This window comes from Tissierella sp. MB52-C2 (assembly GCF_030931715.1).
GTDB lineage: Bacteria > Bacillota > Clostridia > Tissierellales > Tissierellaceae > Tissierella.
The window spans coordinates 3824482-3850940 of sequence record NZ_CP133261.1 but is presented as its reverse complement, the minus strand read 5'-3'; the positions used below and the strand labels follow the sequence as shown (position 1 = coordinate 3850940).

The 26459-nt window shown below is 32.0% G+C and carries 25 protein-coding genes, 1 pseudogene and 1 riboswitch; of the genes and pseudogenes, 6 read left to right on the top strand and 20 right to left on the bottom strand.

Going from position 1 to position 26459, the window contains the following annotated elements:
• Positions 1–134: 134 nt before the first annotated feature.
• The 6 genes from RBU61_RS19245 to yqeC form a co-directional block, all read right to left on the bottom strand.
• Positions 135–1493 (bottom strand): solute carrier family 23 protein, encoded by a 1359-nt coding sequence (locus tag RBU61_RS19245; RefSeq protein ID WP_308877300.1) that lies wholly within the window; start codon positions 1491–1493, stop codon positions 135–137.
• Positions 1494–1641: 148 nt separating this feature from the next.
• Positions 1642–3048 carry an amidohydrolase gene (locus tag RBU61_RS19240; RefSeq protein WP_308877299.1) on the bottom strand — a complete coding sequence of 469 codons (1407 nt, stop codon included), beginning with the start codon at positions 3046–3048 and terminating at the stop codon, positions 1642–1644.
• A 77-nt stretch (positions 3049–3125) separates the two neighbouring features.
• Positions 3126–4313, bottom strand: coding sequence for a YgeY family selenium metabolism-linked hydrolase (locus RBU61_RS19235; protein ID WP_308877298.1), 1188 nt, complete (start codon positions 4311–4313; stop codon positions 3126–3128).
• Between the two features lie 30 nt (positions 4314–4343).
• Positions 4344–5555, bottom strand: coding sequence for a diaminopropionate ammonia-lyase (gene dpaL, locus RBU61_RS19230; RefSeq protein ID WP_374212535.1), 1212 nt, complete (start codon positions 5553–5555; stop codon positions 4344–4346).
• 457 nt (positions 5556–6012) lie between these two features.
• A complete protein-coding gene (locus tag RBU61_RS19225; RefSeq protein WP_308877295.1) occupies positions 6013–7743 on the bottom strand; it encodes a sigma 54-interacting transcriptional regulator in 1731 nt (576 codons plus the stop codon).
• A gap of 14 nt (positions 7744–7757) precedes the next feature.
• Positions 7758–8477: a selenium cofactor biosynthesis protein YqeC gene (yqeC, locus tag RBU61_RS19220; RefSeq protein ID WP_308877294.1), complete on the bottom strand. Its 720-nt coding sequence runs from the start codon at positions 8475–8477 to the stop codon at positions 7758–7760.
• Positions 8478–8655: 178 nt separating this feature from the next.
• Between yqeC and RBU61_RS19215 the strand changes: the two genes are divergently transcribed.
• Positions 8656–9729 (top strand): D-alanine--D-alanine ligase family protein, encoded by a 1074-nt coding sequence (locus RBU61_RS19215; protein WP_308877293.1) that lies wholly within the window; start codon positions 8656–8658, stop codon positions 9727–9729.
• 5 nt (positions 9730–9734) lie between these two features.
• Complete coding sequence (murF, locus tag RBU61_RS19210) at positions 9735–11123, top strand: UDP-N-acetylmuramoyl-tripeptide--D-alanyl-D-alanine ligase (protein ID WP_308877292.1); 1389 nt, start codon at positions 9735–9737, stop codon at positions 11121–11123.
• On the opposite strand, the gene RBU61_RS19205 is transcribed toward murF, so the two are convergent.
• The 9 genes and pseudogenes from RBU61_RS19205 to RBU61_RS19170 all read right to left on the bottom strand — a co-directional run bounded on the left by RBU61_RS19205 (position 11120) and on the right by RBU61_RS19170 (position 19076).
• Positions 11120–11548, bottom strand: coding sequence for an MOSC domain-containing protein (locus tag RBU61_RS19205; protein ID WP_308877291.1), 429 nt, complete (start codon positions 11546–11548; stop codon positions 11120–11122). The two genes, murF and RBU61_RS19205, sit on opposite strands and share 4 nt — an antisense overlap.
• A complete protein-coding gene (locus RBU61_RS19660; RefSeq protein WP_374212534.1) occupies positions 11549–11995 on the bottom strand; it encodes an MOSC domain-containing protein in 447 nt (148 codons plus the stop codon).
• 6 nt (positions 11996–12001) lie between these two features.
• Positions 12002–12451 (bottom strand): annotated as a pseudogene (moaC, locus tag RBU61_RS19655) (cyclic pyranopterin monophosphate synthase MoaC); the annotation flags it as partial.
• Between the two features lie 2 nt (positions 12452–12453).
• Positions 12454–13410, bottom strand: a complete 957-nt coding sequence (moaA, locus tag RBU61_RS19195) for a GTP 3',8-cyclase MoaA (RefSeq protein WP_308877288.1) — start codon at positions 13408–13410, stop codon at positions 12454–12456.
• Positions 13411–13425: 15 nt separating this feature from the next.
• Entirely contained in the window at positions 13426–15309 is a 1884-nt protein-coding gene (locus tag RBU61_RS19190; RefSeq protein WP_308877287.1) for a molybdopterin biosynthesis protein, read from the bottom strand.
• A gap of 102 nt (positions 15310–15411) precedes the next feature.
• A complete protein-coding gene (glp, locus tag RBU61_RS19185) occupies positions 15412–16638 on the bottom strand; it encodes a gephyrin-like molybdotransferase Glp (protein ID WP_308877286.1) in 1227 nt (408 codons plus the stop codon).
• Positions 16639–16746: 108 nt separating this feature from the next.
• Positions 16747–17733, bottom strand: a complete 987-nt coding sequence (locus RBU61_RS19180) for a Na/Pi symporter (RefSeq protein ID WP_308877285.1) — start codon at positions 17731–17733, stop codon at positions 16747–16749.
• 72 nt (positions 17734–17805) lie between these two features.
• Positions 17806–18231 (bottom strand): CBS domain-containing protein, encoded by a 426-nt coding sequence (locus tag RBU61_RS19175; protein WP_308877284.1) that lies wholly within the window; start codon positions 18229–18231, stop codon positions 17806–17808.
• A gap of 92 nt (positions 18232–18323) precedes the next feature.
• Positions 18324–19076 (bottom strand): tRNA threonylcarbamoyladenosine dehydratase, encoded by a 753-nt coding sequence (locus tag RBU61_RS19170; RefSeq protein ID WP_308877283.1) that lies wholly within the window; start codon positions 19074–19076, stop codon positions 18324–18326.
• A 361-nt stretch (positions 19077–19437) separates the two neighbouring features.
• Here RBU61_RS19170 and RBU61_RS19165 point away from each other — a divergent pair, with 361 nt between their 5' ends.
• The 4 genes from RBU61_RS19165 to RBU61_RS19150 all read left to right on the top strand — a co-directional run bounded on the left by RBU61_RS19165 (position 19438) and on the right by RBU61_RS19150 (position 22450).
• Entirely contained in the window at positions 19438–19791 is a 354-nt protein-coding gene (locus RBU61_RS19165) for a molybdenum-binding protein (RefSeq protein WP_308877282.1), read from the top strand.
• A gap of 138 nt (positions 19792–19929) precedes the next feature.
• The gene (gene modA / locus RBU61_RS19160) at positions 19930–20709 is read left to right on the top strand and encodes a molybdate ABC transporter substrate-binding protein (protein ID WP_308877281.1); all 780 of its coding nucleotides are present in this window, start codon (positions 19930–19932) and stop codon (positions 20707–20709) included.
• 9 nt (positions 20710–20718) lie between these two features.
• Positions 20719–21393, top strand: a complete 675-nt coding sequence (gene modB, locus RBU61_RS19155; RefSeq protein WP_308877280.1) for a molybdate ABC transporter permease subunit — start codon at positions 20719–20721, stop codon at positions 21391–21393.
• Positions 21374–22450 carry an ATP-binding cassette domain-containing protein gene (locus tag RBU61_RS19150; protein ID WP_308879848.1) on the top strand — a complete coding sequence of 359 codons (1077 nt, stop codon included), beginning with the start codon at positions 21374–21376 and terminating at the stop codon, positions 22448–22450. Before modB ends, RBU61_RS19150 begins: the two co-directional genes overlap by 20 nt.
• A 34-nt stretch (positions 22451–22484) precedes the next feature.
• Here RBU61_RS19150 and RBU61_RS19145 read toward each other — a convergent pair whose 3' ends face one another.
• The 5 genes from RBU61_RS19145 to RBU61_RS19125 all read right to left on the bottom strand — a co-directional run bounded on the left by RBU61_RS19145 (position 22485) and on the right by RBU61_RS19125 (position 26408).
• Entirely contained in the window at positions 22485–23096 is a 612-nt protein-coding gene (locus RBU61_RS19145; protein ID WP_308877279.1) for an ATP-binding cassette domain-containing protein, read from the bottom strand.
• Between the two features lies 1 nt (position 23097).
• On the bottom strand, positions 23098–23787 hold the full coding sequence (locus tag RBU61_RS19140; protein WP_308877278.1) for an ABC transporter permease: 690 nt from the start codon (positions 23785–23787) through the stop codon (positions 23098–23100).
• 197 nt (positions 23788–23984) lie between these two features.
• Positions 23985–24866: a substrate-binding domain-containing protein gene (locus tag RBU61_RS19135; protein ID WP_308877277.1), complete on the bottom strand. Its 882-nt coding sequence runs from the start codon at positions 24864–24866 to the stop codon at positions 23985–23987.
• A 50-nt stretch (positions 24867–24916) separates the two neighbouring features.
• Positions 24917–25046, bottom strand: a riboswitch (molybdenum cofactor riboswitch).
• Positions 25015–25797 carry a formate dehydrogenase accessory sulfurtransferase FdhD gene (gene fdhD, locus RBU61_RS19130; protein WP_308877276.1) on the bottom strand — a complete coding sequence of 261 codons (783 nt, stop codon included), beginning with the start codon at positions 25795–25797 and terminating at the stop codon, positions 25015–25017. It overlaps the preceding riboswitch by 32 nt.
• A gap of 8 nt (positions 25798–25805) precedes the next feature.
• The gene (locus RBU61_RS19125; protein ID WP_308877275.1) at positions 25806–26408 is read right to left on the bottom strand and encodes a molybdenum cofactor guanylyltransferase; all 603 of its coding nucleotides are present in this window, start codon (positions 26406–26408) and stop codon (positions 25806–25808) included.
• Between the last annotated feature and the right edge of the window lie 51 nt (positions 26409–26459).

Below are 26459 nucleotides of genomic sequence, written 5' to 3'. Positions count from 1 at the left end.
TAACCTCCTTGAGTAGGTTTCTTTAGAGACCACAATCTTATATGGCCTCTTTGTATATTAATCTATTAATGGATACTGTTCCAAATATGCCCTGACCCTTAATAATGACAACACATAGCTTGATGTTATTCCTTTTAAGACTGTGGTTCTACAGCGTTGCCAGTACCTCCGCATTTATCTTCAGATTTCATGTTAAAAACTATTTGCAATATGAATGCTATTATAGCTCCTAGTACTACAGATGAATCTCCAATTAATGTCTGAACCATAGGTGGAAAACCACTAAGAATTCCGGGCACAGAAGTCAATCCCACACCAGCTGCTATGGCAACACCTGCTATTATTCTATTGTCATTTGTAAGATCCATAGATAATATTCCTATACCTGCCATTGCTATTTGAGAAAATATTACTAAAGTAGCTCCCCCAATTACTGGTGAAGGTATAGTTGTAACCAATGCTCCTAATTTTGGAGAAACTCCTAATACTAATAAAATAACTGCTGCAATTGCTACAACAAATCTGCTTATAACTTTATTCATAGCTACTATAGCTGCATTTTGACTAAATGCTCCTGAAGGAATAGAACCAAATAAGGATGATATAATAGAACCTATACCAATTCCTATTACTCCAGATGAAAGTTCCTCATCTGTTACTTCTCTGCCTAATCCTCCTATGGTTGCTACTGTATATGCTCCCATAATATCTGCTATGGCAATAATATAAATTAGTATGAAAGTTATAATGACATCTAATTTAAACTCTATACCAAAAGCCAGTGGCTGCGGCAATGCAAACCAAGCAGCACCGCCAACTGCTGTAAAATCTACCATTTTAAAACCTAATGCAATCATATATCCTACTAAAATTCCTACTAGAATTGCTGTATCCTTTAGCAGTCCTTTTCCAAACTTCATTAACATCATTATTATAGTTGCTACAATAATTCCTACTAAAAAGTTAATAGGATCTCCAAAAGTTGGAGAACCTTGACCTCCAGCTAAGTTGTTGACTGCTGCTGGAAATAGACCAAGACCCATACAAGTAACTACAGTTCCTGATACAACTGGTGTAAAGAACTTTCTAAACTTCTTTGAAAGCATCCCAAAAAATATCATTGCTACGGCACCTACGATTTGTGCCCCTACAAGAGTACCTATTCCATGTTGCCCTACAACAGATAAACAGGCTCCTAAAAACACATAGTTAGCTCCCATGATCACAGGTAATTTAGAACCTGTTTTAAATCCTCCAAATAGAGGAACTGGATATAACTGGATAAGCGTGGCTATACCTGCTACTAACATTGATCCTTGAATCAACATAGTTGACATGGAACCTGAAAGTCCTACAATTCCTGCTATTAATATGGCTGGAACCATATTACCAACTATCATCGCTAAAAGATGCTGCAATCCCAATGGTACCGATTCCTTCAACGGCGGAATGCCATCAATATCAAATTTTGATGTATTACTTCTGTCTCTCATAAAATATTCCCCCTCTTAATTTTCAGGTTTTACAATTAAAACTCCAATTACTTTAGTAAATCTTAGGGTAGGACAGGGAAAGATAACTTTCCCTTAATATCCTGTCAGCTTATGAAACGTTTAAGTAAACTTCTATTAATTCTTTATATTAATACAGGCTATTCCACTTGTGTCCAGGTCCTTTATTTGTGATTTCTCCTCTTTCGCATAGGTTGTCTGCTATCTCTTGTACTTTTTTAAGAACTGACTTTTCATCTTCTACAGTTAATATCTTACTGTCTTCCATAATTATATTTCCATCTACTATTACTCCTTCAATATTTTGCATTGATGAGGAATATACTAATGTGGATACTGGGTTGTGAAGAGGTATTGCCTTTGGATTTAATAATGGATTAAATATTACTAAATCTGCTTTCTTACCTACTTCTAAGGAACCTATTTCATCCTCCATTCCTACAGCTCTTGCACCATCTATAGTTGCTAATTCCAATACTTTCTCTGCTGATATTGCCAGTGGATCTAAGTTAGCTACCTTATGCTGAAGTGCTGTAAGTTTCATAAGCTCGATCATATCTTGAGAGTTGTTACTTGCTGCTCCATCTACTCCTAAACTTACAGTTATGCCTTTCTTTAACATTTGAGGCACAGGTGCTACTCCTGATGATAAATACATATTACTTGCAGTATTATGTGAAACCTTCATATCATACTTTTTAGTAAGCTCCATATCTTCTTCAGTCAGATATACACAGTGTACCATTACTACATTTGGACCAACAATTCCTAATTCCTCCAATAGTTCAATATCTACTTTTCCATGTAACTCTTCTGTTGCTTCTCTATCAAAAGGTGTTTCTGAAATATGAACTGTAAAATGTGAATTGTACTCATTAGTTACCTTCCATAACATTTGAAGCATTTCTTTTGTATTTGACCACATGGCAGCAGGTGCTACCCATATTTTAATTCTTCCATTTTCTGAGTTATGGTGTTCTTCAAATAGTCTTCTTACGTCTTTTTCCACTGTTTCTACATCCTGCATTATTTCTGTAGGAACACCAAATTGAGTACCAGTATTCATACATCCTCTGCCTAAAATTCCTCTTATACCAAGTTCTCTAAAGGCATCTATTATTCCATCAGAAAGATTTTCTCTATTATGAGGATACATATAATCTACCATTGTGGTGATTCCACTACGAAGTCCTTCGATACATCCTTGCATTGCTGCATAATATGTATCTTCCCTTGTGATGAACTTTGCTGCTGGGAATGTCATTGTAGCTAACCAATCCTTTAGTACCATGTCATCTCCTAAACCTTTAAGTAAAGTTTGGAATAAGTGATTGTGAGTATTTATGAATCCTGGGAAAATAACTTTACCTTCTGCATCTATTATCTTTTTAGCATCTCCATATTCTTTTAAAACTTCTTCTGTAGGTCCAACTCCTACGATTCTATCATCTTTTATGGCTAAGGCACCATCAAAGAAGACCTCTCTTTTCTTATTCACTGTTACAATAGTAGCGTTTTTTATCAATATGTCCATCATCTTATTTCCTCCTTAGATTTTCTTTATGACACACTTTGGTTTTATCTACTTACCGTATACACACTTTAGTTTGACTTCTACTTACTATATACAGATTTTAATATTCCGTAATATCCTTTTGCACCTTTTTCTAATTGCTCTATCTCAATATATTCATTGATTGTATGAGCTAAATTCTCTTGAGATGGACCAAATCCTATGGTCTTTATTCCTTTTTCTCCTGCATAGTGGCTTCCATTAGTACAGAAGGAATAATTAGTTATTTCTGGGTTAAGTCCTGCTTCTTTAAGTCCCTTATATGCTGCCTGAATAAATTCATCTTCTTTATCAAATAACCAACCTGGGAAAAATCTTTCTCCCGTAATAGTTTCACCTGTATAGCATATTTCAGAACCTATGGCATAGCTTACCTTCGCATTTAATTCATCATCTTCCTTCATCATTTCATCAAGAAATTCTTTTATTGGTGCTAATACCGATTCCTTTGTCTCACCAACTAATAATCTTCTATCGAAGGTAGCTCTGCAATACTCTGGTACCACAGAGGCTCCAGGATATGGTGATGATTTAATGTCTGTAAGAACTAAGATTCCATCTCCTAACTCCTCATGAGTAGTTGGTTTTAGTCCTTGAATTCTGTCTATTATCTTAGCCATTTTGTAAACTGAGTTAATTCCCTTTTCTGGATTAGCTGAGTGAGCTGGTTTTCCAAAGACTTCTACTACAATTTCTGCTCTACCTCTTTGCCCAATCTTTAAGTTTAACTCTGAGGATTCTCCTATTACAACATAGTCAGGATTTATGGCATCACTTATCTTTCTAGCGGCTACTCCTTCAAATATTTCCTCATGAACTACTCCTGCAACATATACATCTCCATCAAATTCCTTGTTTGTATCCTCTGCAAAATAAGCAGCTGCCGCAATCATAGCACTAAGTTGACCCTTCATATCAGATGCTCCGCGACCATATATCTTTCCTTCTGAGATTTCTCCACAGAAAGGTCCAAATTTCCATTTTAATTCATCTGTTACAGGAACAGTATCTATATGACCATCAAATAAAATAGCCTTTCCTTTTCCTGTACCTTTAATATGGCCTATTACATTTCCATAGCAATCAACATAACAGTCATCATATCCTAAAGCTTGAAAATTCTTTTTTATTGCTTCTACTACCTTATCTTCTTGACCAGAAACACTAGGGCATCTTATTAGTTCTTGGCATAGCTTGATTAATTGTTCTTTTCTTACTTCGTTTAGCATTATAATCCTCCTTAATTTATTTTAATTCTATTACTTTGTACATTCTCCATTCCACACAATGCTTCTATATTTATCTGGATCTGTATCTCCTTCTGTACTAAATAATAAAACTTTAGAATCTTTATTAAGATTTAATTTTTCTCTTAACTCTTTATATTCATCATTTTTCATGATTTCCACTAATAATCCAGCAGTTACTGCTCCTGATTCTCCTGATATTACATGAGGATCGTTTTTTAACGGATTTCCTAAGACTCTCATACCATTGGCTGCCACCCAATCAGGACAGGATACAAACATACTGCTATGATTTTTTAATATTTCCCAGCCTATGGTATTAGCTTCTCCACAAGCTAATCCTGCCATTATTGTCTGCATATCGCCCCCAACTGCCCTAGCTTCTCCATCTCCAGCTACTGCTGATCTATATAGACAATCTGCCAAATTTGATTCTACTATGGTAGTAGTAGGGCAATTACCACTATAAACATTAGCAAAGACTCCTTGCACTCCTGCCGCCAGTGAACCTACACCTGCCTGTAAAAATATATGAGTTGGCCTATCTATTCCTAATTCTTTTAGCTGCTCTACAGCTTCCAATGCCATAGTTCCATATCCTTGCATAATCCAAGTCGGTATATCTTCATATCCATCCCATGCTGTATCTTGAACTACTAAACCATTATTTTCTTCAGCATATTTTGCCGCCAGCCTTACAGCATCATCGTAGTTCATATCTTCTACACTTACTGTAGCACCTTCTTTTCTAATATTTTCCACTCTTGTTTCTGCTGATCCTTTTGGCATATACACTACTGATTTTTGTTTCAACTGATTAGCAGTCCATGCTATTCCCCTACCGTGGTTACCATCAGTTGCTGTTACGAACAACATATCTCCCAGTTGTTTCCTTGTTTCATCTGATATTAATGTCTCATATCCTAGTTCTGATATGTCTTTTCCTAGTTTTTCAGCCATATGTTTAGCAATTGCAAAGGATCCACCAAGAACCTTAAAGGCATTTAAGCCAAATCTATATGACTCATCCTTTAAATAAACTCCGCCAACCCCTATTTCTTTTGCTAATTCTTGTAAATTTTGTAAAGGTGTTTTTGAATATTGTTCAAAACTTTCATGAAAAGTCCTAGCTTTTTTTATTTCCTCTTCTTTTAAAATTTCAATACAACATTCTATATCTGTTTTAGGTAATTGATTTTCCTTCCACTTTATAAAGTGATCCACTACCTCTACTTCTTCTTTGATTAATATAGCATCTATCATTCTGTTGCTCCTTTCAAAATTATTATATTGTCGCCCTATATATTTGCAAATCCTATGCCATATTTACTTTTTGTATCAAATTGAAAGTTTGCTTTTAATCTAAGGTAGCTATAACATGAGGTTTTAATATCTTTTAAAAAGAAAATATTTTAAACAAAAAAGCTGCTGAATACAATCAGTAGCTTTTTTATTTAAAATTTATTTATAACAATTTATTTCAAATTAGCCTATCTCCTGTAAAACCAAGTATTATCAACGGTTATAACTTGGTAACTTCTTTTCCCCTTCTTTAGAAGAATCACTCTACAATCCTTCTAATTATCATAATGATAATTAGAATTATCATTATGATAATTGCTGTATCCATGTTTAATTACATATTTCACAAAGATTTCTTCCATAATTATCATATTGATAATTATGAGTCTAACTTTCTATAAAGAGTTGCTATTCCTATACCTAGTTTTTTTGCTACCAGCTTCTTTCCTTCTGTAGTTTCTCCATATATTTTCAATGCTTTTTCTATATAATCCTTCTCTATTTCCTTAAGTGTTTTTATATTTTCTTCGTTTACATGGAGTAAGGATTCATTATTTAAAATATTCTCTGGCAGCAATTCCTTAGTTAGAGTTCCAATGCCACTGGCTATATTTACCATATATTCAATTGTATTTTGAAGTTCTCTTACATTCCCAGGCCAAGAATAGTTTAGCAATATCTCTTTACATCCTTCATCTATATCATGGATATACTTATCAAATAAAATATTATATTTATCTACCAGTTTATCTAATATTAATTCTACATCTCCTTCTCTTTCTCTCAAAGGTGGTACTTCTATAGGAATAACATTTAATCTATAAAATAAATCTTCCCTAAATTTATTCTCCTTAATTCTTTCCTCCAAATTAAGATTAGTAGCTGCAATAACTCGTATATCTAAATCAATAGTTTGATTTGATCCTATTCTAGTGACTGTTCTTTCTTGAAGTACCCTCAGAAGCTTGACCTGCATATATAAAGGCATATCTCCTATTTCATCTAAAAGTATTACACCTCCATTGGCCAATTCAAACTTTCCTATTTTACCATTAGGGTTTGCACCAGTAAAGGCTCCCTTCACATATCCAAATAGCTCCGATTCCATTAGAGCTTCAGGCATAGCACTGCAATTTACAGCCACAAAAGGTTTATGTCTCCTATCACTTAGATAGTGAATAGCTCTTGCCACTAATTCTTTTCCAGTTCCACTTTCTCCGCTTATTAGCACTGTGGATTGGGAAGGTGCTATCCTTTTTATCTTCTCCTTAAGAATTTTCATAGCTGGAGATTCCCCAATTATAGAGTTTAAATCTATTCTTTTCTCACTAGTAGTTATTTTATTAATATCTGAGCTGATTTTTTCCATATTGTTGAATATGAATACCTTTGCATATTCCTTTGATATGGAGTGGATAGGTATAATATTACCTACTAAGAAAAAGCTTTCTTTATCTATTTTTAACTCATGCAGCTCTCCACCCATTATGTATTCATATTTATCCATTATACTAATTTGTTTTCCTAAATCCTTTGGAGAAAATCCTAATTCTCTCATGGCACTATTATTTAACATAGTTATTCTATTTTGGTCATCTAATACAATTACACCCTTATCTACATTATTTAGAACTTTATCTAAAACTATCGTTCTTTCTGTCTGCATTAGAGATTCGTTATGCTGGTATACCTTAGAAGATATAAAATCACCTATCTGATATAAAAATTTCATCTGAGTATCTAAGTCCTCTAAAATACGCGCTCTCTGGTCATCAGTGGAACATACTAAGCCAATTACTCCTATTATATTATCTTCATAGATAAGTGGAGTTGAGATTTCCAGCTTTTCTATACAAGTATCTTTTTGAACACAATCTATACATATTTCATTTTCTCGAGGGTTTTCTATTATTTGAGGTTTTCCTGTTTCTATTACCTTCTTATATACCGAACCCTCATTTAGTACGCCTATTTGATCTTTTAATATACCTGTTCCAGCAACTCTTTTCATATTTTCATCTACAATTTCCACGTCTACTTTTATTGTATTAGATATTATCTCTGCATATTTTCGCACATCTTCTTTAATTTGTTCTAATAATGAATCCACAAGACTCCCCCTCACTAATAAAACATCTTCCTTTGTATATCTGAAATCACTACATTTTTTATTCCTTTATTTAATAAACTTTCCCTTATTTTCATTCCTTCTTTTATTAAATCATGGTCATTAGCCTTATTTAACAAAAGGATCTTTTCACCCTTAGAGGATTTAAATAACCCTTCTTCCTCTAAGACTAATTTTACTACAACATCTGACTTGATTATATCTAATAGGTTCGTATTTGTAATTTTTATAAGGATTTCAGGTCTATGAACAGTTTCTTCATCTATGGTTTTTCCTAGAGAATCTAATCCTACAACCCCTATAGTCTTTGTAGTATTTTCTGTAACCACTGGCTCATGTTCTGCTGGAGCCTTAATAGGTTTTTTCTTTGCACCATCTGCCTCTACTAATATAAAATCAAATATTCTCTTTCCTATTATTTCATCTAGCTTCTTTAAAGATACTCCCATTAACTTTTCTTCTTTGACTTCCTGTCCCCAAACAGATATAGTACCATTATTTGGAGAAAAATCTTTAATATCATTTATGAATAAATAATCATATTCTTTTTCATCTGGCATATAAATGGCAGTAGTTGTTGTAATAAGTATCTTTTTATTCAATGCCTTTAACTCCTTTGCCAATTGAAATATTGTTGTAGTCTTACCTCCACCTCCTACAACTGAAATTGTTTCTCCATTTTTTAAATCTAATTTTAGTACATCATATATCATCATTTGTATCACCATCTTCCATGTTGTGGTTCTAACAATAACTATACTATACTAAATCTAAATAGTCTAAATATAATTAAAATATATTTTTATGGTAATTGTAATATTAATTTTACTTATTTAGGTTATGCTTATGATATAATCTATATAGTAAACTTATGTATAATTTAGGAGGAAACTTATGAAAATAAATATTTATGTATTATGTGGTGGAAAATCCGTTGAACACGATATATCTTTAAGATCTGCATCAGCTATAATTAATGCTATAGATAGAGTAAAATATAATGTTTATCCAATCTACATTACCAATGAAGGGGTATGGTGTAATCTAGGACTATGGGAGAATAAAATAGAAAATCCAGATGAACTAAGAAGTGCTAGTTCCTCTACAGTAGCCCTATCCATGGGAGAATTTTTAACTAATATATTGAAAGAGAATGAAGACAATTTAGTTTTTCCAGCCCTTCATGGACCCAATGGAGAAGATGGTACTATTCAAGGATTTTTAGAATTATTAAGTATTCCATATGTAGGAAACGGAGTTTTATCCTCTTCAGTTGCTATGGATAAAGTAGTAGCAAAGGATTTATTGGCGAAATATAATATTCCTCAAGTAAAATATGCTTCTGTTACACTACATAACTGGAAAATAGATGAGGAAAAATCTTATGAGGAGGTTGAAAAGGAGATTGGCTATCCTTGTTATATAAAACCATCTAACGGTGGCTCTAGCGTAGGAATTACTATGGCAGGAAACCGTGAAGAACTTGTAAATTCATTTAAAGAAGCTTTCCTTTACGACTCTAAGATAATCATTGAAGAAGAAATCATCGCGAGAGAAATGCAAATCTCTGTAGTAGGCAACCATAATCCTAAGGCATCCGTTCCTGGTGAATTTATTATGGAAAGATCATTTTTTGACTATAATGCTAAATATATAGATGGCAAACTTATACCTGTAGTACCTGCTAGACTAGAGCCAGAGATAACAGACTTAGTTTGCAGAACTGCAGAAAAAACTTTCAAGGTCTTAAATTGTAGTGGCTTAGCTCGTGTAGATATATTTGTTACAGATAATAATAAAATCTTTGTAAATGAAATAAATACTATGCCCGGTTTTACAGCTGTAAGTATGACTCCTGTCTTATGGAAAGCAACGGATGGTACTACTTATGGAGAATTAGTAGAAAGATTAATTCAGCTAGGTCTTGAAAGATATAATGAAAGAAAAGCCATAGTAAATAAGAGGTGAATACTGTGATAACAAGAAACTTAAAAGAAATAGAAAGTATGTGTAATGGAACAGAATTAAAAGATAAATATAATGATATTGTAATTAAGGGAGTTTGCACTGATTCAAGAAATATAACCCATGACCAACTATTTATTCCCTTAATAGGGGAAAATTTTAACGGTCATGATTTCATTACTATGGCTATAGGAAAAGGTGCCGCTGCTTGTCTATGGAATAAAAACGAGATTATGCCTGATTTAGACTTTCCTTTTATATTAGTTGATGATACTACAAAGGCTCTTCAAGAATTGGCAAAGTCTTATCGTAGTCAGCTAAATACAAAGGTCGTAGGAATTACCGGAAGCAATGGTAAGACTTCCACTAAAGATATATTAGCTAGTCTTTTGAAAACTCAATATAAAACCCATAAGACCTTAGGCAATTTTAATAACTATATTGGATTACCTTTAACTATTTTGTCTATGGATGAAGACACAGAAATGGCAGTACTTGAAATGGGTATGGACAACTTTGGACAAATTGAGCTTTTAACTTCCATTGCTAGACCTGATGCAGCAGTAATTACTAATATTGGTGAAGCTCATTTAGAGGATTTAAAGACTAGGGAAAATATTGCTAAGGCAAAGCTTGAAATCTTAAAGGGATTAAAACCTAATGATTTCTTTCTATACTATGGAGATGAGTCTTTACTTAAAAAAGAAATGAATACTATTTCCATAGATTACAATGTAAAAACCTTTGGTAAGGATTCATCTAATGATTATCAGCCTGAAATATTATTTGTAAATGAAACTGGAGATACATTCTACTTAAAAGAACCAGAATCTCCTGAATTCTTTATTCCAATGTTAGGAGAACATCAAGTACTTAATGCAACTGCTGCCATAGCCATCGCAAGATATTTTGGTATTTCCTATGAAAATATTCGACAGGGACTACTAAATATAGAAAAGACTGGTATGAGAAATGAACTGGTACATGGAAAAGATTTTACTATTTTAAATGATTCTTACAAATCAAATCCTTCATCTGTTTTAGTGGCACTAAATACTATGTATTTTATGAAAGACTATGATCAAAAAATTGTTGTTCTTGGAGATATGCAGGGCTTAGGTCATGGGGAAATCAATATGCATAAGGAAATTGGATTAAAAATTGACTCAAATGAAATTGATTATGTATTTACCTATGGCCCACTTTCTCAAAATATTGCAGAATCAGCAGTTTTAAACTTTGGTAAAGATAGAGTATATTCCTTTAAATCTCTTGATCATAAGGATAAGTTAATAAGAAAGATTAAAGAAGTTATGAAACCAAATTCTTTAATTTTAACAAAGGCTTCTAGGGCATTGGCCATGGAAGAAGTAGTGGAAAGTTTAATAGGCTCCTAAGGGAGCCTATTTATCTTATCACCAATCTTTATATTTCCAGACCTTACTACCTTAGTAAATATTACATTCGTGGATAATAAACATTGTTTATTTAATTTTACTAAATTACATTCCTTAAAACATTTTTTCCCTATGGCTGTAATCACTTGAATAGTCTCACCAATAATTATTTTTTGTCCAATATGAAGTTTGTCTACATCTAGACCCTCAATAGTAATATTTTCATAAAACCTTTCTGTACAAAGACCTTTATCTTCCTTTTCTATAGCATCTCTATGGTTTACAGTCAAAATCGACACTTGCCTGTCTCCACCTTTTCCATTTATATCTCCAAATAGCCCCTTATTTTCCATAAAAAATCCTTGGTCTATTTGTATTGCTTTGCTATTTTTTTCTTCTTTCTTATAAAGAGATATAACTTCCATTTATATCACCTCTATATTATCTCCTTCTTTTATAATTCCACCTTTTATTATCTTAGTAAATATTCCTTCCTTTGGCATTACACATTTTCCTACTTTTTGTGCAATTTCACATCCTGTATGACATTCTTTACCTATTTGTGTGACCTCTTGGATTGTCTCTCCTATGGCTAACTTCGTCCCTACTGGTAATTCATAAAGAGTTATACCTTCAGTAGTTATATTTTCTGCAAATATTCCAGGTACTAATCCATCTATACCTTGTTTTGTCATTTTTTCAAAGCTTTCTATACCTAATAAGCTTACTTGCCTATGCCAATCTCCACCATGAGCATCATTTTCTAATCCAAAATTCTCAACAAATAATCCTTCCTTAATTGGAGTTTTAACTACTCCCTTTTTATCTGAAATATTTATAGATAATACTTTTCCTTTTAGTTCATTTGACATATAAATCCCTGACTTTCCTCCAGTTTTTTTAACTAATCTTATATCACTAATTATCATATCTTTATCTATGGCTTTACACATATCATAAATAGTTAAACATGTAATAGACACTGCTGTTAAGGCTTCCATTTCCACCCCAGTTTTTCCTGTGGTTTTTGTCTCCGCCTCTACTTCTATATAATCATCCATTATATTAAATCTAATATCTGCTCCAGTTAAAAATATATTGTGGCACATAGGAATTAAATCACTGGTTTTCTTAGCCCCCATTATTCCTCCAATTTGAGCCACAGATAAAACATCACCTTTTTTTATAAGACCTTCTCTTATTTTTTGGATGGTTTCTATTTTCATCTTAATTCTTCCCCTGGCTATGGCAGTTCTCTTGGTATCTTCCTTTTCTCCTACTTCCACCATATGAGCTCTACCATGTTCATTAAAGTGAGTAAATTCCATATTTAACCTCCTATTTGGTTCATATTTCTTTTTATATATTTTCCTTCTTCTAAATGATGAGATTCTTCTTTTTTTTCTATGGATTCTAATATTAGTTTTTTTAGGTCTTGTCCTTTATTTAAAGCCTCTTTTATATCTATTTCATTGTTTGAATGAAGACATAACTTTAGTCGTCCCTGTGAAGTTAATCTAACCCTATTACAGTTTTCACAAAACTTACAGGATATTGGATTGATTATCCCAACCTTTCCCCTCCCATTTGGAAGCTTATAATAAACGGCTGGAGATGATACATCTTCCCTTGGAACTGCTATAAGGCTATCTAGCTTTTCTAAAACCTTATTATTAGAAATAAACTTTTCTTTGGCCCAGTTTGCAGCTTCTCCTATGGGCATTAATTCGATAAACCTTACATCTATATTATCTTTCTCTGTTAAATTTACTAAGGCTTCTATTTCATCATCGTTAAATCCACCTATTAAAACAGTATTTATCTTTATGGGAGTTAAACCTACCTTTTTAGCTTCTTCTATTCCTTCTAAAACTTTATTAAGTCTGCCACCTCTAGTTATGGTTCTATACTTTTCTTCATCTAATGTGTCCAAGCTAATATTAACTCTATTTAATCCTGCCTTCTTTAAATCCATGGCGTATTCTTTTAGAAGAATACCATTAGTAGTCATAGCCAAATCTTTAACCTTATCCAATTTTGATACTTTCGCTATTAGCTCTACTATTCCCTTTCTCGCAAGGGGTTCTCCCCCTGTAAACCTTATTTTATTTATACCCAGTTCTACAAATACCTTTATTATTTCATACAATTCTTCTAGAGTTAATATTTCATTGTGGGGAAATTTCGAAACACCATCTTCAGGCATACAATATTTACACCTTAGATTACATCTATCAGTTAATGAAATTCTAAGATAATTTATTTCTCTTCCAAAAGAGTCTTTCATATAATCACCTTTTCTTTAGATTTCTATAATTTCCCCTGTATTTATAAAATCATATCCTCCCAATATCCTTACTCTATCTTGGAATTTCTTTGACTTTATGACCTCAATAAACTCCTGCATCATTGGTTGTTCTAACATATTATAGGGGACTAAGAAATCATAGTCCTCAAATGTAATATCTACAAAATCTAAATCAAGTGCCTTAGCCGCTGAATATATTCCTAGACCTGTAGTTGCAGTACCAGTTTTTACACCTGTAGCTACAGCCATATGTGTAGTCATTTCTCTACTATATCCTTTTATTTTTTCGGAGTCTATATTATCAACTTTCAAATGATAGTCAAGTAAAATCCTAGTTCCTGCTCCTCTTTGCCTATTTATATAGGTCACATCTTCTCTAGTTAAGTCATTGAAATTCTTTATATTCTTTGGATTTCCCTTTTCTACAATGAAGCCTTGTTGCCTTTTTACTCCCTTTATAATTGCCATTTTTGTATTTGGAAAATACTTCTTCACATAGGATATATTATATTCTCCAGTTTCTTCATCTAATAAGTGGATTGGTGCAATATGACATTCCCCTCTTCTCATAGACATTATACCACCCATACTACCTACGTGTCCTGAAGTTAATTTTACCATATCACTTAATATATCCATAATTAAATCGTGACTTCCTATAGATACTATAGTATTTCTTATCATTGATAGTGGTTTTAGTAATTCTACATCTACTGTATCTCCTGCTTCTACCCCTTCTATATTTCTTGGAATAATAGCTATTCCATCCGCCTTTACTAAGCTCATAGTAACCCCTGCCCCACTAGATAGAGGTGTAGCCACTAACCTATCATTTACATAACCTAGATTTACCCTTACTAAATCTTTGCTTTTCAGGGATGATACTATCCTCTTGGAAATAGTAGCTTCTATTAAATCCTCTTCTACTTCTCTAATACCCATATATCTCTTAATTAATGGTTTCACAAAAGTATCAAATACTAAATATGCAGAGACAGGGTATCCAGGTATTCCTATAACAGGCTTATTATCTATAATGCCTAGAATAGTTGGTTTACCTGGTTTCATGGCCACCCCATGGACTATAACTTCTCCCAATTCCCTTATAAGTTTTACTGTATAGTCTTTAGTTCCTGCAGAAGAACCTGCATTTATTAGGAGAATATCATTTTCTTTAACTCCCTTTAATATTGCATTTTTTAATAGCTCATAATTATCTTTATGGGGATTATATCTATTTGGTATTCCTCCATATTTAATTATTTCTCCTTCGAAAACTCTAGAGTTAGAATCCATTATTTTGCCATCTTCTAAATCTTTAAGTTCTTCAATTATTTCGCTTCCTGTGGGAAGTATTCCGACTCTAGGTTTTTTATAAACTTTAAGTTTTTCTATTCCACCGGATATTAAAGCACCTATGTCTATAGGTCTTATTTTGTGTCTTGATGGTATTATCATTTCTGTAGCCACTATATCTTCACCAATTTGTCTTATATGTTGCCAAGGATGAGCAGATTTTAATATTTGAATTTTACCTTCTTCTAGAACTATGACATCTTCTATCATAATTACTGAATCATAGAGATCACTCATAGGATTTCCAGTGTTTATATATATAAAATCCTTGTTTTCTTCTAGAACCATAGGATTAATCTCTGTAGCTCCTAGTGTATCAGAGGATCTTACTGCAATTCCATCCATGGCAGCTGCATTATAGTTGGGAGAAGATACCTTTGCCATGATTGCTTCATAGGAGACTCTATCTAAAGAATCTGTTACCTTCACCTCTTCCCAATCTAAATCTATATTTAATTTCTCATAATACATTTTCTTAGCCAATTCAATATCAATATTATCTATATAAGTATTTCTATCCATTTTATCAACTCCATTTATTTAACTGATAGTTAGAGCAAGTTTCGAATAAGTCTAAGTAATTTCAAAGCATTATCGAAGCTATAGTATATTTTGAACTATTCATTATAATAAGTAGACTTCCCTTTCCTCACCTTTATAAATCCCTTCCTCATGGGCATCTATTACTATATAACCTTGAGAATTTGATAATAAGCTTATCATTCCTGATTTACCAAAGGTAGGTATAGCGTAAAATTTCCCCTCTTTTTCATTTACCTTTACCATCTGATATGTTACTTTTCCTGGTGATGATGGAAAATTAAAATCCATAATAGCATTTATCCTTGGTTTAAGATTATCTACTCCTAATTTGTCCTTTATAAATGTTTCTAAAAAGGTTTTAAATATAACGATTGAAGAAACTGGGTGCCCTGGAAGTCCAAATATTAATTTACCCTTTCCTTCACCCATTATAGTAGGTTTCCCAGGTCTTATGGATACACCATGAACAAATACACCTCTTCCATTGAATGAATCTATTACCTTATGAGTATAATCTCTAGTACCTACAGAACTTCCTCCTGAAATCAATACAATATCTGAAATATCAAGGGCCTTTTCTACTTCATTTCTTAATAAATCATAATCATCCTTTATTATGGCTTTTCCCACAGTTTCTCCACCAATGTTTTCTACCAATCCATAAAGTGTATAAGCATTTATATCTCTTACCTTTCCTAATCTAAGTTCTTCGTCTATATCTATTATTTCATCACCTGTTGATATTATATAAAATCTAGGTTTCTTATATACTTTTACTGTGGAAATACCCAAGGATGCCAATACTCCCATAACTTCTGGCGAAATTTTTCTTCCCTTTGTTAATATGGCCTCACCGATTCTAATATCATCACCTTTATAGATTATATTCTCTCCTTGAGATATAGGTTTATATATTAATAAGGTGTTATCATCCATCTTTTCTGTATTCTCAATCATTATTACTCCATCTGCCCCTTCTGGAATCATACCTCCAGTAGGAACATATAACGTATGTCCTGGTTTAATAGGCAGTTTTGCCTCTTCACCCATTCTCACTTCTCCCAATATGTTTAGTATACTAGGGATAGAATCTGTAGCTCCATGACTATCAGATACTTTTATAGCATATCCATCTACAGTGGATCGATTAAATTCTGGTACATCTATATTGGAATTTATTTCTTCTGCTAATATTCTATCTAAAGATTCAAGTATGTGAACTTCTTCTATTTGTAATTCATAATCCTTAAAATTTTCTATAAGTAATCTTTTTCCTTCATCTACGGACACTACTTTAAAAAAGTCCATAAGACTTACCACCTTTCCAGTTTTCTAAATATATTATAACTCTATTATAACATTCTTTCTAGTATCTTAACGTAGAAGTATAATAGTATAAAAAAAGCCTCGTAAAATTTACGAGGTTTTGCTTTTATATATCTTACCCTTAGGCCTTATGATTCTATTTAAAAATTCAACATAATATTTTGTAAAAGGCAAAAATATTATGGCATTTAATATATTAAATAAAGAGTGAGAATTGGCTATATAAGCAGATATATCTGCATTAGGCTGAAAATACTCTGTTACTCCTACTATAATCTTCATAAATAAAGGTAACATAATTAAAGCAACTATTACACCAACTATATTATATAAAGTGTGTGCCCAAGCAGTTCTTCGCGCGTTTATATTTCCTGTTAAGCTTGATACTTGTGCCGTAATGCAAGTCCCTATATTGTCTCCTAGCATTATATATATAGCAGTCTGTAGGTCTAAGAGCCCTGCTTGACCAAGAATCATCCCTAAACCGATTGTACCTGTACTACTATGAACCATGGCAGTAGTTAAAATTCCTAAAAGAATACCTATTATTGGATTGGCTGCATAATCAGTAAAGAAATATTTCAGAAATTCATTATTCTCCATATATGGAATCCCATCATTTAGAATCTTAAGTCCTAAAAATAACATTCCAAAACCCATTAAAGATTGACCTAGATTTTTTATATTTTTGTTTTTCACATATTGATTTATAGCAAATCCTATTCCTAATATAGGTAAAGCCATATCTGTCAGTTTAAACTTGAAGCTAAAAGCCATAAGTTGTGCAGATACTGTGGTCCCTATATTTGCACCATAGATGATTCCCACTGCCTGAGAAAGATTTAGTACTCCGGAGTTTACAAATCCAACTGTTAAAACTGTAATAGCTGTACTACTTTGCACTATGCTAGTCAATATAGTTCCTACTAAAAAAGCACTCCATACATTTCCAGTTAAAGTCCCAAGGACTTTTTTCATGGTTTTTCCTGCACTTTTTTGAATTCCGTCGCTCATCATATCAACGCCATACATCAGAAGAGCCGTTCCTCCAATCAGGCCAAATATTAACTCTATCATTTCATACCTCCATCATCGGTACTTACTACTTATGATACATATAATTATATGATAGAGTTTTTTTTATATAACTTAATCTAGGCTTTCTTCCTTCTGTTTCAATAGCAAGTCGGCACAATAGTTGATTATATCGCTTCTCTTTATTATTCCTATAAATATTCCCTGATCATCTACAACTGGAACAAAGTTTTGATTTCTTGCAAGTAAGACTAAGTCTTCCATATTGGCACTTATGGAAACTGTCTGACTTTGTGTATGTCTTTGAACGTCCTCTATTGGTATTTTACTTGTGCCATCTATTGTAAGATCATCTGTGTTTTTAATTTTCCAAAGTAAATCGCCTTCAGTAATAGCACCAACATATTTTCCTTTTTTATCAATAAGGGGTATAGCTGTATACCTATGATGTTCCATTTTTTCTAAGGCTTGACGCATTGTAGCATTTATTGTCTCATAAACTATTTCATTTTTCGGCGTTAGGAAAAATGCTATATTCATATTTCCTCCCCTTTTCATTAAATATTTTAACTTCCATACTTATTCTATATCTTTATTATATAATATTCAACTGCAAATCCTAGTATTATACGTTAAAATTCAATTATATCCTTTATAACTTCTCCTGCAATAATAAGCCCTGCCACTGATGGTACAAAAGCTACGCTTCCCGGAATTTGTCGTCTCACTGTACATTTTCTTTGTGTACCTGATGGGCAAATACATTTATTACTACAATTATCTTCCTCATTTTCTATTGGCTTTAATGCTGGCTCCTGTGAATATACTACTTTTAGAGACTCTATTCCTCTTTTTCTTAATTCAGAACGCATGGCACGGGCTAAGGGACATATACTTGTTTTATATATATCTGTCACTTGAAATTTAGTTGGATCAAGCTTATTTCCTGCACCCATGGAACTAATAATAGGAGTATTACATGACTTTGCCCTTTCTATTAATGTCAACTTAGACGATACAGTGTCAATTGCATCTACCACATAAGTATATTTAGATAAATCGAATTCATCTGCATTATCTTTTGTATAAAATGTCTGATGTATTTCTACATTAACCTTTGGATTTATTTCTAGTATTCTATCTCTCATGACTTCAACTTTATTTTTTCCTACAGTCTTTCTTGTAGCTATTAATTGTCTATTTATATTTGTTAAGCATACCTTATCATCGTCTATTATGGCAATATTACCTACTCCACTTCTTACTAGAGCTTCTACAGTAAAGGAACCTACTCCACCTACTCCAAATACTGCAACAAATGAATTCCTTAATTTATCTACACCTTCAGCTCCAAGCAGAAGTTCTGTCCTTGAAAATTCGTTCATCTATTTCTCTCCTTAATCCAATTTCTAATTTAAAAATCCCACATTAAAGTGGGATTCAATAATATTATACTACTTAATCAGAAGTATATCCATATATGATTGTGAACTAACGATACTTAAATATTGCTTTGCTTCAATATATTTTTAATCCTATTCACTATCTCTTTAATTTTTTACTAGTTTATCTAAATAGTAATTTAAATCATCTTGAGTATTTAAATTACTAAACATCCACCAATCTTGACTAGATTCTCTTGCTTTGCTTTCCTCTATATATTTGATATTTTATTTGCAAATAGTATAACTTTAATCTATAATATCCATATAATACCAGATTGTAAGTATATTAGGAGTTGCTAGTATGTCTAATAATTCTAAACATATATTAAAGTATCATATAAAAACAAGAGTATTTTATGATAATCCTAACTTCGGTCCAGGAGTTTCAAGGATTATGGAATTAGTCAAGGAAACAGGCAGATTATCTGAAGCCTATAAAATTATGGGATTATCTTCAAGTAAGGGATGGAAAATTATTAAAAAAGCTGAAGAAGATTTGGGATTTCCTTTATTCGTTAGTGTTGTTGGTGGCAAAGGTGGTGGGAAGTCTGAGCTTTCTCCTGAAGGTGCAGATTTATTGGATAGATACCAGGCCTTTGTTTATGAACTAAATACGGAAGCGGAAAAGCTTTTTAATAAACATTTTGAAGAATAAGATATTTAATTTTTAAATCGTCCTATGGACGATTTAAAAATACCTTCGTTACTCTCATTTGAGATTTTAGCTTTCTAATTATAAAACTAAACAAGATATTGTTCTTGTTTTAGATATAAATAAAAGGAGGACGTTAAAATGAGTTTTAAAAAAGTAGTAGTTTTATTATTAGTAAGTGTATTAGTTATGTCATCTTTAGTTGGATGTAGTCAAAAACCAAAGGAAAAGGTAGAGCTATTAGTTTCCGCCGCTGCAAGTTTAACAGATGTTTTAGAAGAATTAAGTGAAGTGTATAAAACTGTGGAACCTGAAACAACTCTTATTTTTACCTTTGGTAGTTCTGGAGCATTACAGGCTCAAATAGAAGAAGGAGCTCCCGTTGATATATTCATGTCAGCAGCAGAAAAACAAATGACAGCCTTAGAAGAAAAAGATCTGATTGTAAATGATACGAGAAAAACATTATTAGTGAATAAAGTTGTACTTATTACACCTTCTAATAGCACTATAGATACAAAATCCTTTCAAGATTTAACAGCAGATAGTGTTAAGAAAATTGCCATAGGTGATCCTGGAAATGTTCCTGTGGGACAATATAGTGAAGAAATATTTACGAATATGAATATACTAGATGATGTAAATCCAAAGTTAGTATTAGGTAATGATGTTAGAACTGTACTTACTTGGGTTGAAAGTGGAGAAGTTGACTGTGGTATTGTTTATGCAACCGATGCATTTACATCGGACAAGATAAAAATAATTACAGAGGCACCAGAAGATAGCCATAAAGAAGTTACCTACCCTGTGGCAGTAGTTAAATCTAGTGAAAATGTAGATAGTGGAAAGAAATTCTTAGATTTTTTATCAACTGATGAAGCTATAAAACTATTTGAAAAATATGGTTTTTCTATGAAATAGGAAGATAATATGAGTTATTTTCCTCTCCTACTATCACTAAAAGCAGCAATTATATCTACTATTATTACTTTTATTTTAGGTATTTATATTGCCTATTTGACTACAAAATTAAAAAGATTTAAAGGTCTAATTGATGGGGTATTAACACTGCCATTAGTATTACCTCCTACTGTAGTTGGTTTTTTTCTTTTAGTTTTTCTAGGCAAAAATAGCTTGATTGGTAAACTATTAGAACTTTACAATGTTTCTATTGTATTTTCTGGCTCTGCAACTATCATAGCATCTACAGTGGTGTCTTTTCCATTAATGTATAGAACTGCAAGGGGTGCCTTTGAGCAGCTAGATAAAAACATGATTTATGTGGCTAGAACTTTAGGTTTAACTGAACATGAAATATTTCTAAAAGTTATGTTACCTAATAGCTTTTCTAGTATTATTGCTGGAACAGTTTTAGCTTTTGCAAGAGCTTTAGGAGAATTTGGTGCTACCATTATGTTGGCAGGAAATATTCCAGGCAAAACTCAAACCATGGCAGTGGCAGTATACAGTGCTGTTCAAGCTGGAAATAGAACTTTAGCCTACAAATGGGTTATTATAATGGTTACAATATCTTTCATTTCTATATTGATTATGAATAAGTTTGAAACTATGAAAATCAACAAGGCTGGGAAGGGAGGTAATTAATATTCTTTATGCTAAAATAAAAAAGAAATTAGGAAATTTTACATTAGATGTAGAATTTGAAGCAAAGGGAGAAACTTTAGCTCTTTTAGGAGCATCTGGCTGTGGAAAAAGTATGACATTAAAATGTATTGCTGGAATTGAGAAACCTGATGAAGGAGAAATAGTGTTAAATAACAGAGTCCTTTTTCATAGCAAAAAGAAAATTAATCTATTACCTCAAAATAGAAAAGTTGGATTGTTATTTCAAAGCTATGCACTCTTTCCCAATATGACCTTGGAAGAAAACATAGCCATAGGAGTACCTAAAAATGAGATTAGTAAAAAAGAAATTATAAAAGAAAAGATAAAAAGTTTTTCCTTAGAAGGTTTGGAGAGGAACTATCCCCATCAATTATCTGGGGGACAACAGCAAAGAGTAGCCTTAGCAAGAATGCTAGTCAATAGACCTGAGCTTTTGATGTTAGATGAACCATTTTCAGCTTTAGATGAACATTTAAAATGGCAGATGGAAAGTGAACTTATTTCTATCTTGAAGGAACATAAGGGCAGCACTTTATATGTATCTCATAATAAAGATGAAGTCTATAAAATATGTGACAAAATTGCTGTATTAAATAATGGAAGAATAGAAGAAGTAAATGAAAAAACGAATTTCTTCAATAGACCACAAACCTTCAATTCTGCTATTCTAGCAGGATATAAAAATATCTCAAGAGCAAAAAAAGTTGATATAAATAAAATTCATGCTATTGATTGGGATATTCAGCTAGAATGTAATGAGCTAGTAAAAAATAATATTAAATATGTTGCAATACATGAACAGAATATTAGATCTTCTTTAAACTCTAAATCTATAAATACTTTTAATTTTAAAATCATAGATAGAGTAGAAAGCTTATTATTCTATACTTTAGTTTTATCTAGGGAGAATACGGAAGGTCCTAGTTCATATATTTATATGAATATTCCTAAAGAAGAACTATATAATTATGATTTTAACTCTATAGACTCTCTTTCCATAGGGCTTAATAAAGAAGATATATTGCTGCTATATTGAAATGAACCACTATAATTGAATTATAGTGGTTCATTTACATCTCTATTATTCTTTGACCAAGTCTTTTACTTTGGTCCATATTATGAGTTACTATAACTATAGTGCTATTCGTTTCTTTATTGAACCTTATAATTTCTCTTTCTAAAACCTCAATAGCAGCTGGATCTATATTTGATGTTGGCTCATCCAATAAAAGCAGTTTAGGTTTAAATACCAAGGCTCTGGCCAGTGTCACTTTTTGAGACTCTCCTCCAGATAATAAATGTGCCTTTTTATTTATTAAATCCTCTATTTCAAGACGTTTTATTATATCCATAACTAGATTTTTATTTTCTTTTTTATCTCCACCTCTAACCTTTAATGGATATTCGATATTTTCATATACTGTTCTTCTAAATAAATAAGGTTTTTGAAATACTATAGTCATATTATTTATAATTTCTTTATTAAGTTTAATCCCATTATATGTAACAATGCCACTATATTCCTTATCTAATCCAGATATTATACCTAATAGAGTTGTCTTCCCACATCCATTAGATCCTGTGATACCTGTAATCTTTCCTCTTTCTATAAACATCTCTTCTATATTTAATATTTGTCTTTCTCCATAATATTTCTTTAAATTTTTAATTTTTATCTCCATATTATTCCTCCTGGCTATAGGAATATATTATACTATGTATTATAAATGATATAAGAAGTAGTACAATTCCTAGGGCTATGGCCATAGGATAGTCTCCCATAGAGTTCATCATAGAAATAGTAGTTGTTATAACTCTTGTGTATCCCTTTATGTTACCACCTACTATCATTACAGCTCCTACTTCTGATATAGCCCTTGAAAAGGCTGTAGCAACATTTACCATAATATCAATCTTTAGTTCTCTAATAATTAAGATTATAGTATCCCATTTGTTAGCACCTAATGTAAAGGCTACCTTTTCAATTGCTCCTCCTCTACTTTTAGCTAGTCCATAACTAAGGCCAAAAATTAAAGGCATTACTAATAAAGTTTGAGCTATTATCATGGCATTTTTAGTATATAATAGATCTAAATATCCAAAGGGTCCTCTTCTCGAAAGAATTATAGCTACTATAAGCCCAACCACTACTGAGGGAATACTCATCATTGTATATGTAATTCTAGAAAATAATTTCTTACCTCTAAATTTTTTAATTCCAAAATATATTCCTAGGGGAATAGATATTAAAGAAGCAAGAATTGTAGCAGAAGTAGATACAATAATAGATAGAAATACTATTTTAAAAATTTCTTTATCAAGCGTAATTAAAAGTTTTATTGCTTCTTTAAAACCCTGTAATATATAATCCATAGTTTTTCACCCCATCAAAAGCAATTATCAACTAAAAACTAATAGTGAATAGTTAAAAGATAGTAACAGCTAATAGTGAATAACTAATAATTAAAAATTCGAAAAGATATTTCATCTTCTATATTTTAAAAACTATCCACTATTGGCTATTCACTGTCTTAAACTATCCACCATTTACCATTAGTTATTTATTATGATTACTCAGCATTTGGTATAAATAAAGATTCTCCATATTCTTCTATGCCATATTCTTTAACTAAAGCTTGTCCTCTTTCTGAAGTTATCCAGTTCATAAATTCTACTGCACCTTCACCATTGATATTTTCATTTTTCTCTGGATTAACTGGTATTACTCCATATTGGTTAAGTAGATTTTCATCTCCCTCTACTACAATCTCTAATTCAAGATTGTCTTTCATACTTAAATAAGTAGCTCTATCGGCTATAGTATAGCCTTGCTTTTCATTAGCTATCTTAAGTACATCTCCCATACCTGCTCCTGCTTCTAGATACCATTCTCCTGCTGGTTCAATTCCAGCTACTTTCCAGATACCTAATTCTTTTTTATGTGTACCAGAATCATCTCCTCTAGATACAAATACAAGTTCCTTTTCACTAATATTTTTCAGTGCTCCCACTATATCTTTGTTTTTCTCAATTTCTCCTGATTTAGGCCCTACTAAGATAAAGTCATTATACATTACATCTCGTCTTTCTGTTCCATGTCCTTCCTCTACAAATGTTAATTCATCTGCCTTAGCATGAACTAAAAGTACGTCTGCTTCTCCATCTTTACCCATTTGTAATGCCTTACCTGTACCTACTGCAATAGTATTTACTTCTATACCTGTTTCCTCAGTGAATATTGGAAGTAAATAATCTAATAGTCCTGAGTCCTGAGTAGATGTAGTTGTTGATAGGATAATCCTTCCATTAGGTTCTACTGGACTATCTGTTTCAATTGTTTCTGACGGTTCTTGTGTTACATCTGTTTCCTGTGGAACTTCTGTCTTTGGTGCACATGCTGCTGTAGTAATGATTAGCAAGAGGGTAAGTAATAATGCTAAAGATTTTTTCATAAATACCACTCTCCTTTTAAATTCTTGGGAAAAAAAAGCAGCCTAAAGAAAGGCTGTTAATACATCTTCCTTTCCAAACACGGGAGGTAAAGAAATTTCTTTCTTTACCCATAGGCTTTTACTTCATAACTAGATGCAATTATCTGCTTTAGAAGTTAAAGCTCGGAAAACTTGAATAAATGTTCATTTTTTCTCCTCTTGCGAATCCTACTATAATTATATTTAACTCTCTAGCCAATTCAATAGAAAGGCTAGTAGGAGCAGCCCGAGAAACAATTACTGGGATACCTCTTTTTGCTACTTTTATTAACATTTCCGAGGAAATTCTTCCAGATACTAAGACAAGTTTATCTGATAGATCCATATTATCCATAAATGCTCTACCAAGTATTTTATCAAGTGCATTATGTCTTCCAATATCTTCCTCGAATATTAATATACCAGATTTATTACATAAAGCACAACTATGTACTCCTCCAGTATTTAAAAACAACTCTGATTTATAATTAAATTCTTTAACTAAATGTTTAATTTCTTCTATTTTTATATCTAAAGTTTTTTTTATTTTCTCAGATTTAAAAGAATCTAGGACATTATAAAACAATGTACCTTTACCACACCCAGATGTTATAGTCCTTTTACCTTGAAGCTTTTCAGCTAAAGACTTTCTTTCCCATAAATAAACATGTGCTATTCCCTTTTCTTCGTCTATATATATATCCTTTATATTAGATATATTATCTATAAATCCCTCCGAATAAAGGAACCCTATGGTTAACTCCTTAAGGGATTTTGGGCTACATAAAAGAGTTATTATTTCCTTATCATCTAGAAATATGGTAAAGGGATGTTCTATAATTAAAATATCTTCTTCCTTTGTAATGCTATCGCCCTTTACTCTTAATATTTCAATATTTTTAGTAGTATCCATTGTATCACCTAACTATTTGCTAGTCCACTTAAATAACTATTTAAATCTTCTTTAGTATTTAAATTAATAAACATATCCCAATTTGGACTAAACTCCCTTGCTTTACTTTCTTCTATATATAGAATATTAAGCTTATCTAATAAAGAATTTATTGACCTTCTATTAGATAATAAATGTTCTTCTATATCTTTTATAATATCTCGAGAATAAAAGCTGCTAAAGGGTTCTATCCAGTTACCAAATCTAGTAACACATCCATCTATATTCTTGGTTTCAATAGAAGTTTTCATAAATCTAACATAATCCATATTAATATTTGGCATATCACAGGCAACTACATAAGCATATTCTGATGAAGAGAAATTAAGTCCTGCGTGTATTCCACTTAATGGACCTTCACTTTCTATTATATCTTTAGTTATTCTATTACTAAATCCTATATAGTACTCTGGCTTGTTAGTAACAATGATTATTTCTTCAAACTCTCTATTTAGTTTGTGAACAAGGGATTCCATAAGTCTTCTCTCATCAATCTTGAGAAATTGTTTATCAAATCCCATTCTAGAACTTTTCCCACCAGCAAGTATTATAGCAGTACCAAATTTCTTCATCTTTAGTCACCAGCCTTCTATTAACGATTAACAATATACATTTAAAAGATT

Excerpts from the sequence above, each read along its gene's own strand:
- RBU61_RS19660 (WP_374212534.1), bottom strand. The coding sequence starts at position 11,995 with ATGTCAAATGAACTAAAAGGAAAAGTATTATCTATAAATATTTCAGAT.
- RBU61_RS19240 (WP_308877299.1), bottom strand. The coding sequence starts at position 3,048 with ATGATGGACATATTGATAAAAAACGCTACTATTGTAACAGTGAATAAG.
- RBU61_RS19235 (WP_308877298.1), bottom strand. The coding sequence starts at position 4,313 with ATGCTAAACGAAGTAAGAAAAGAACAATTAATCAAGCTATGCCAAGAA.
- RBU61_RS19245 (WP_308877300.1), bottom strand. The coding sequence starts at position 1,493 with ATGAGAGACAGAAGTAATACATCAAAATTTGATATTGATGGCATTCCG.
- RBU61_RS19190 (WP_308877287.1), bottom strand. The coding sequence starts at position 15,309 with ATGGATAGAAATACTTATATAGATAATATTGATATTGAATTGGCTAAG.
- moaA (WP_308877288.1), bottom strand. The coding sequence starts at position 13,410 with ATGAAAGACTCTTTTGGAAGAGAAATAAATTATCTTAGAATTTCATTA.
- glp (WP_308877286.1), bottom strand. The coding sequence starts at position 16,638 with ATGGACTTTTTTAAAGTAGTGTCCGTAGATGAAGGAAAAAGATTACTT.
- fdhD (WP_308877276.1), bottom strand. The coding sequence starts at position 25,797 with ATGGATACTACTAAAAATATTGAAATATTAAGAGTAAAGGGCGATAGC.
- RBU61_RS19145 (WP_308877279.1), bottom strand. The coding sequence starts at position 23,096 with ATGGAGATAAAAATTAAAAATTTAAAGAAATATTATGGAGAAAGACAA.
- RBU61_RS19170 (WP_308877283.1), bottom strand. The coding sequence starts at position 19,076 with ATGAACGAATTTTCAAGGACAGAACTTCTGCTTGGAGCTGAAGGTGTA.
- modA (WP_308877281.1), top strand. The coding sequence starts at position 19,930 with ATGAGTTTTAAAAAAGTAGTAGTTTTATTATTAGTAAGTGTATTAGTT.
- modB (WP_308877280.1), top strand. The coding sequence starts at position 20,719 with ATGAGTTATTTTCCTCTCCTACTATCACTAAAAGCAGCAATTATATCT.
- RBU61_RS19175 (WP_308877284.1), bottom strand. The coding sequence starts at position 18,231 with ATGAATATAGCATTTTTCCTAACGCCGAAAAATGAAATAGTTTATGAG.
- RBU61_RS19140 (WP_308877278.1), bottom strand. The coding sequence starts at position 23,787 with ATGGATTATATATTACAGGGTTTTAAAGAAGCAATAAAACTTTTAATT.
- RBU61_RS19180 (WP_308877285.1), bottom strand. The coding sequence starts at position 17,733 with ATGATAGAGTTAATATTTGGCCTGATTGGAGGAACGGCTCTTCTGATG.
- RBU61_RS19215 (WP_308877293.1), top strand. The coding sequence starts at position 8,656 with ATGAAAATAAATATTTATGTATTATGTGGTGGAAAATCCGTTGAACAC.
- RBU61_RS19165 (WP_308877282.1), top strand. The coding sequence starts at position 19,438 with ATGTCTAATAATTCTAAACATATATTAAAGTATCATATAAAAACAAGA.
- RBU61_RS19135 (WP_308877277.1), bottom strand. The coding sequence starts at position 24,866 with ATGAAAAAATCTTTAGCATTATTACTTACCCTCTTGCTAATCATTACT.
- yqeC (WP_308877294.1), bottom strand. The coding sequence starts at position 8,477 with ATGATGATATATGATGTACTAAAATTAGATTTAAAAAATGGAGAAACA.
- RBU61_RS19205 (WP_308877291.1), bottom strand. The coding sequence starts at position 11,548 with ATGGAAGTTATATCTCTTTATAAGAAAGAAGAAAAAAATAGCAAAGCA.
- RBU61_RS19125 (WP_308877275.1), bottom strand. The coding sequence starts at position 26,408 with ATGAAGAAATTTGGTACTGCTATAATACTTGCTGGTGGGAAAAGTTCT.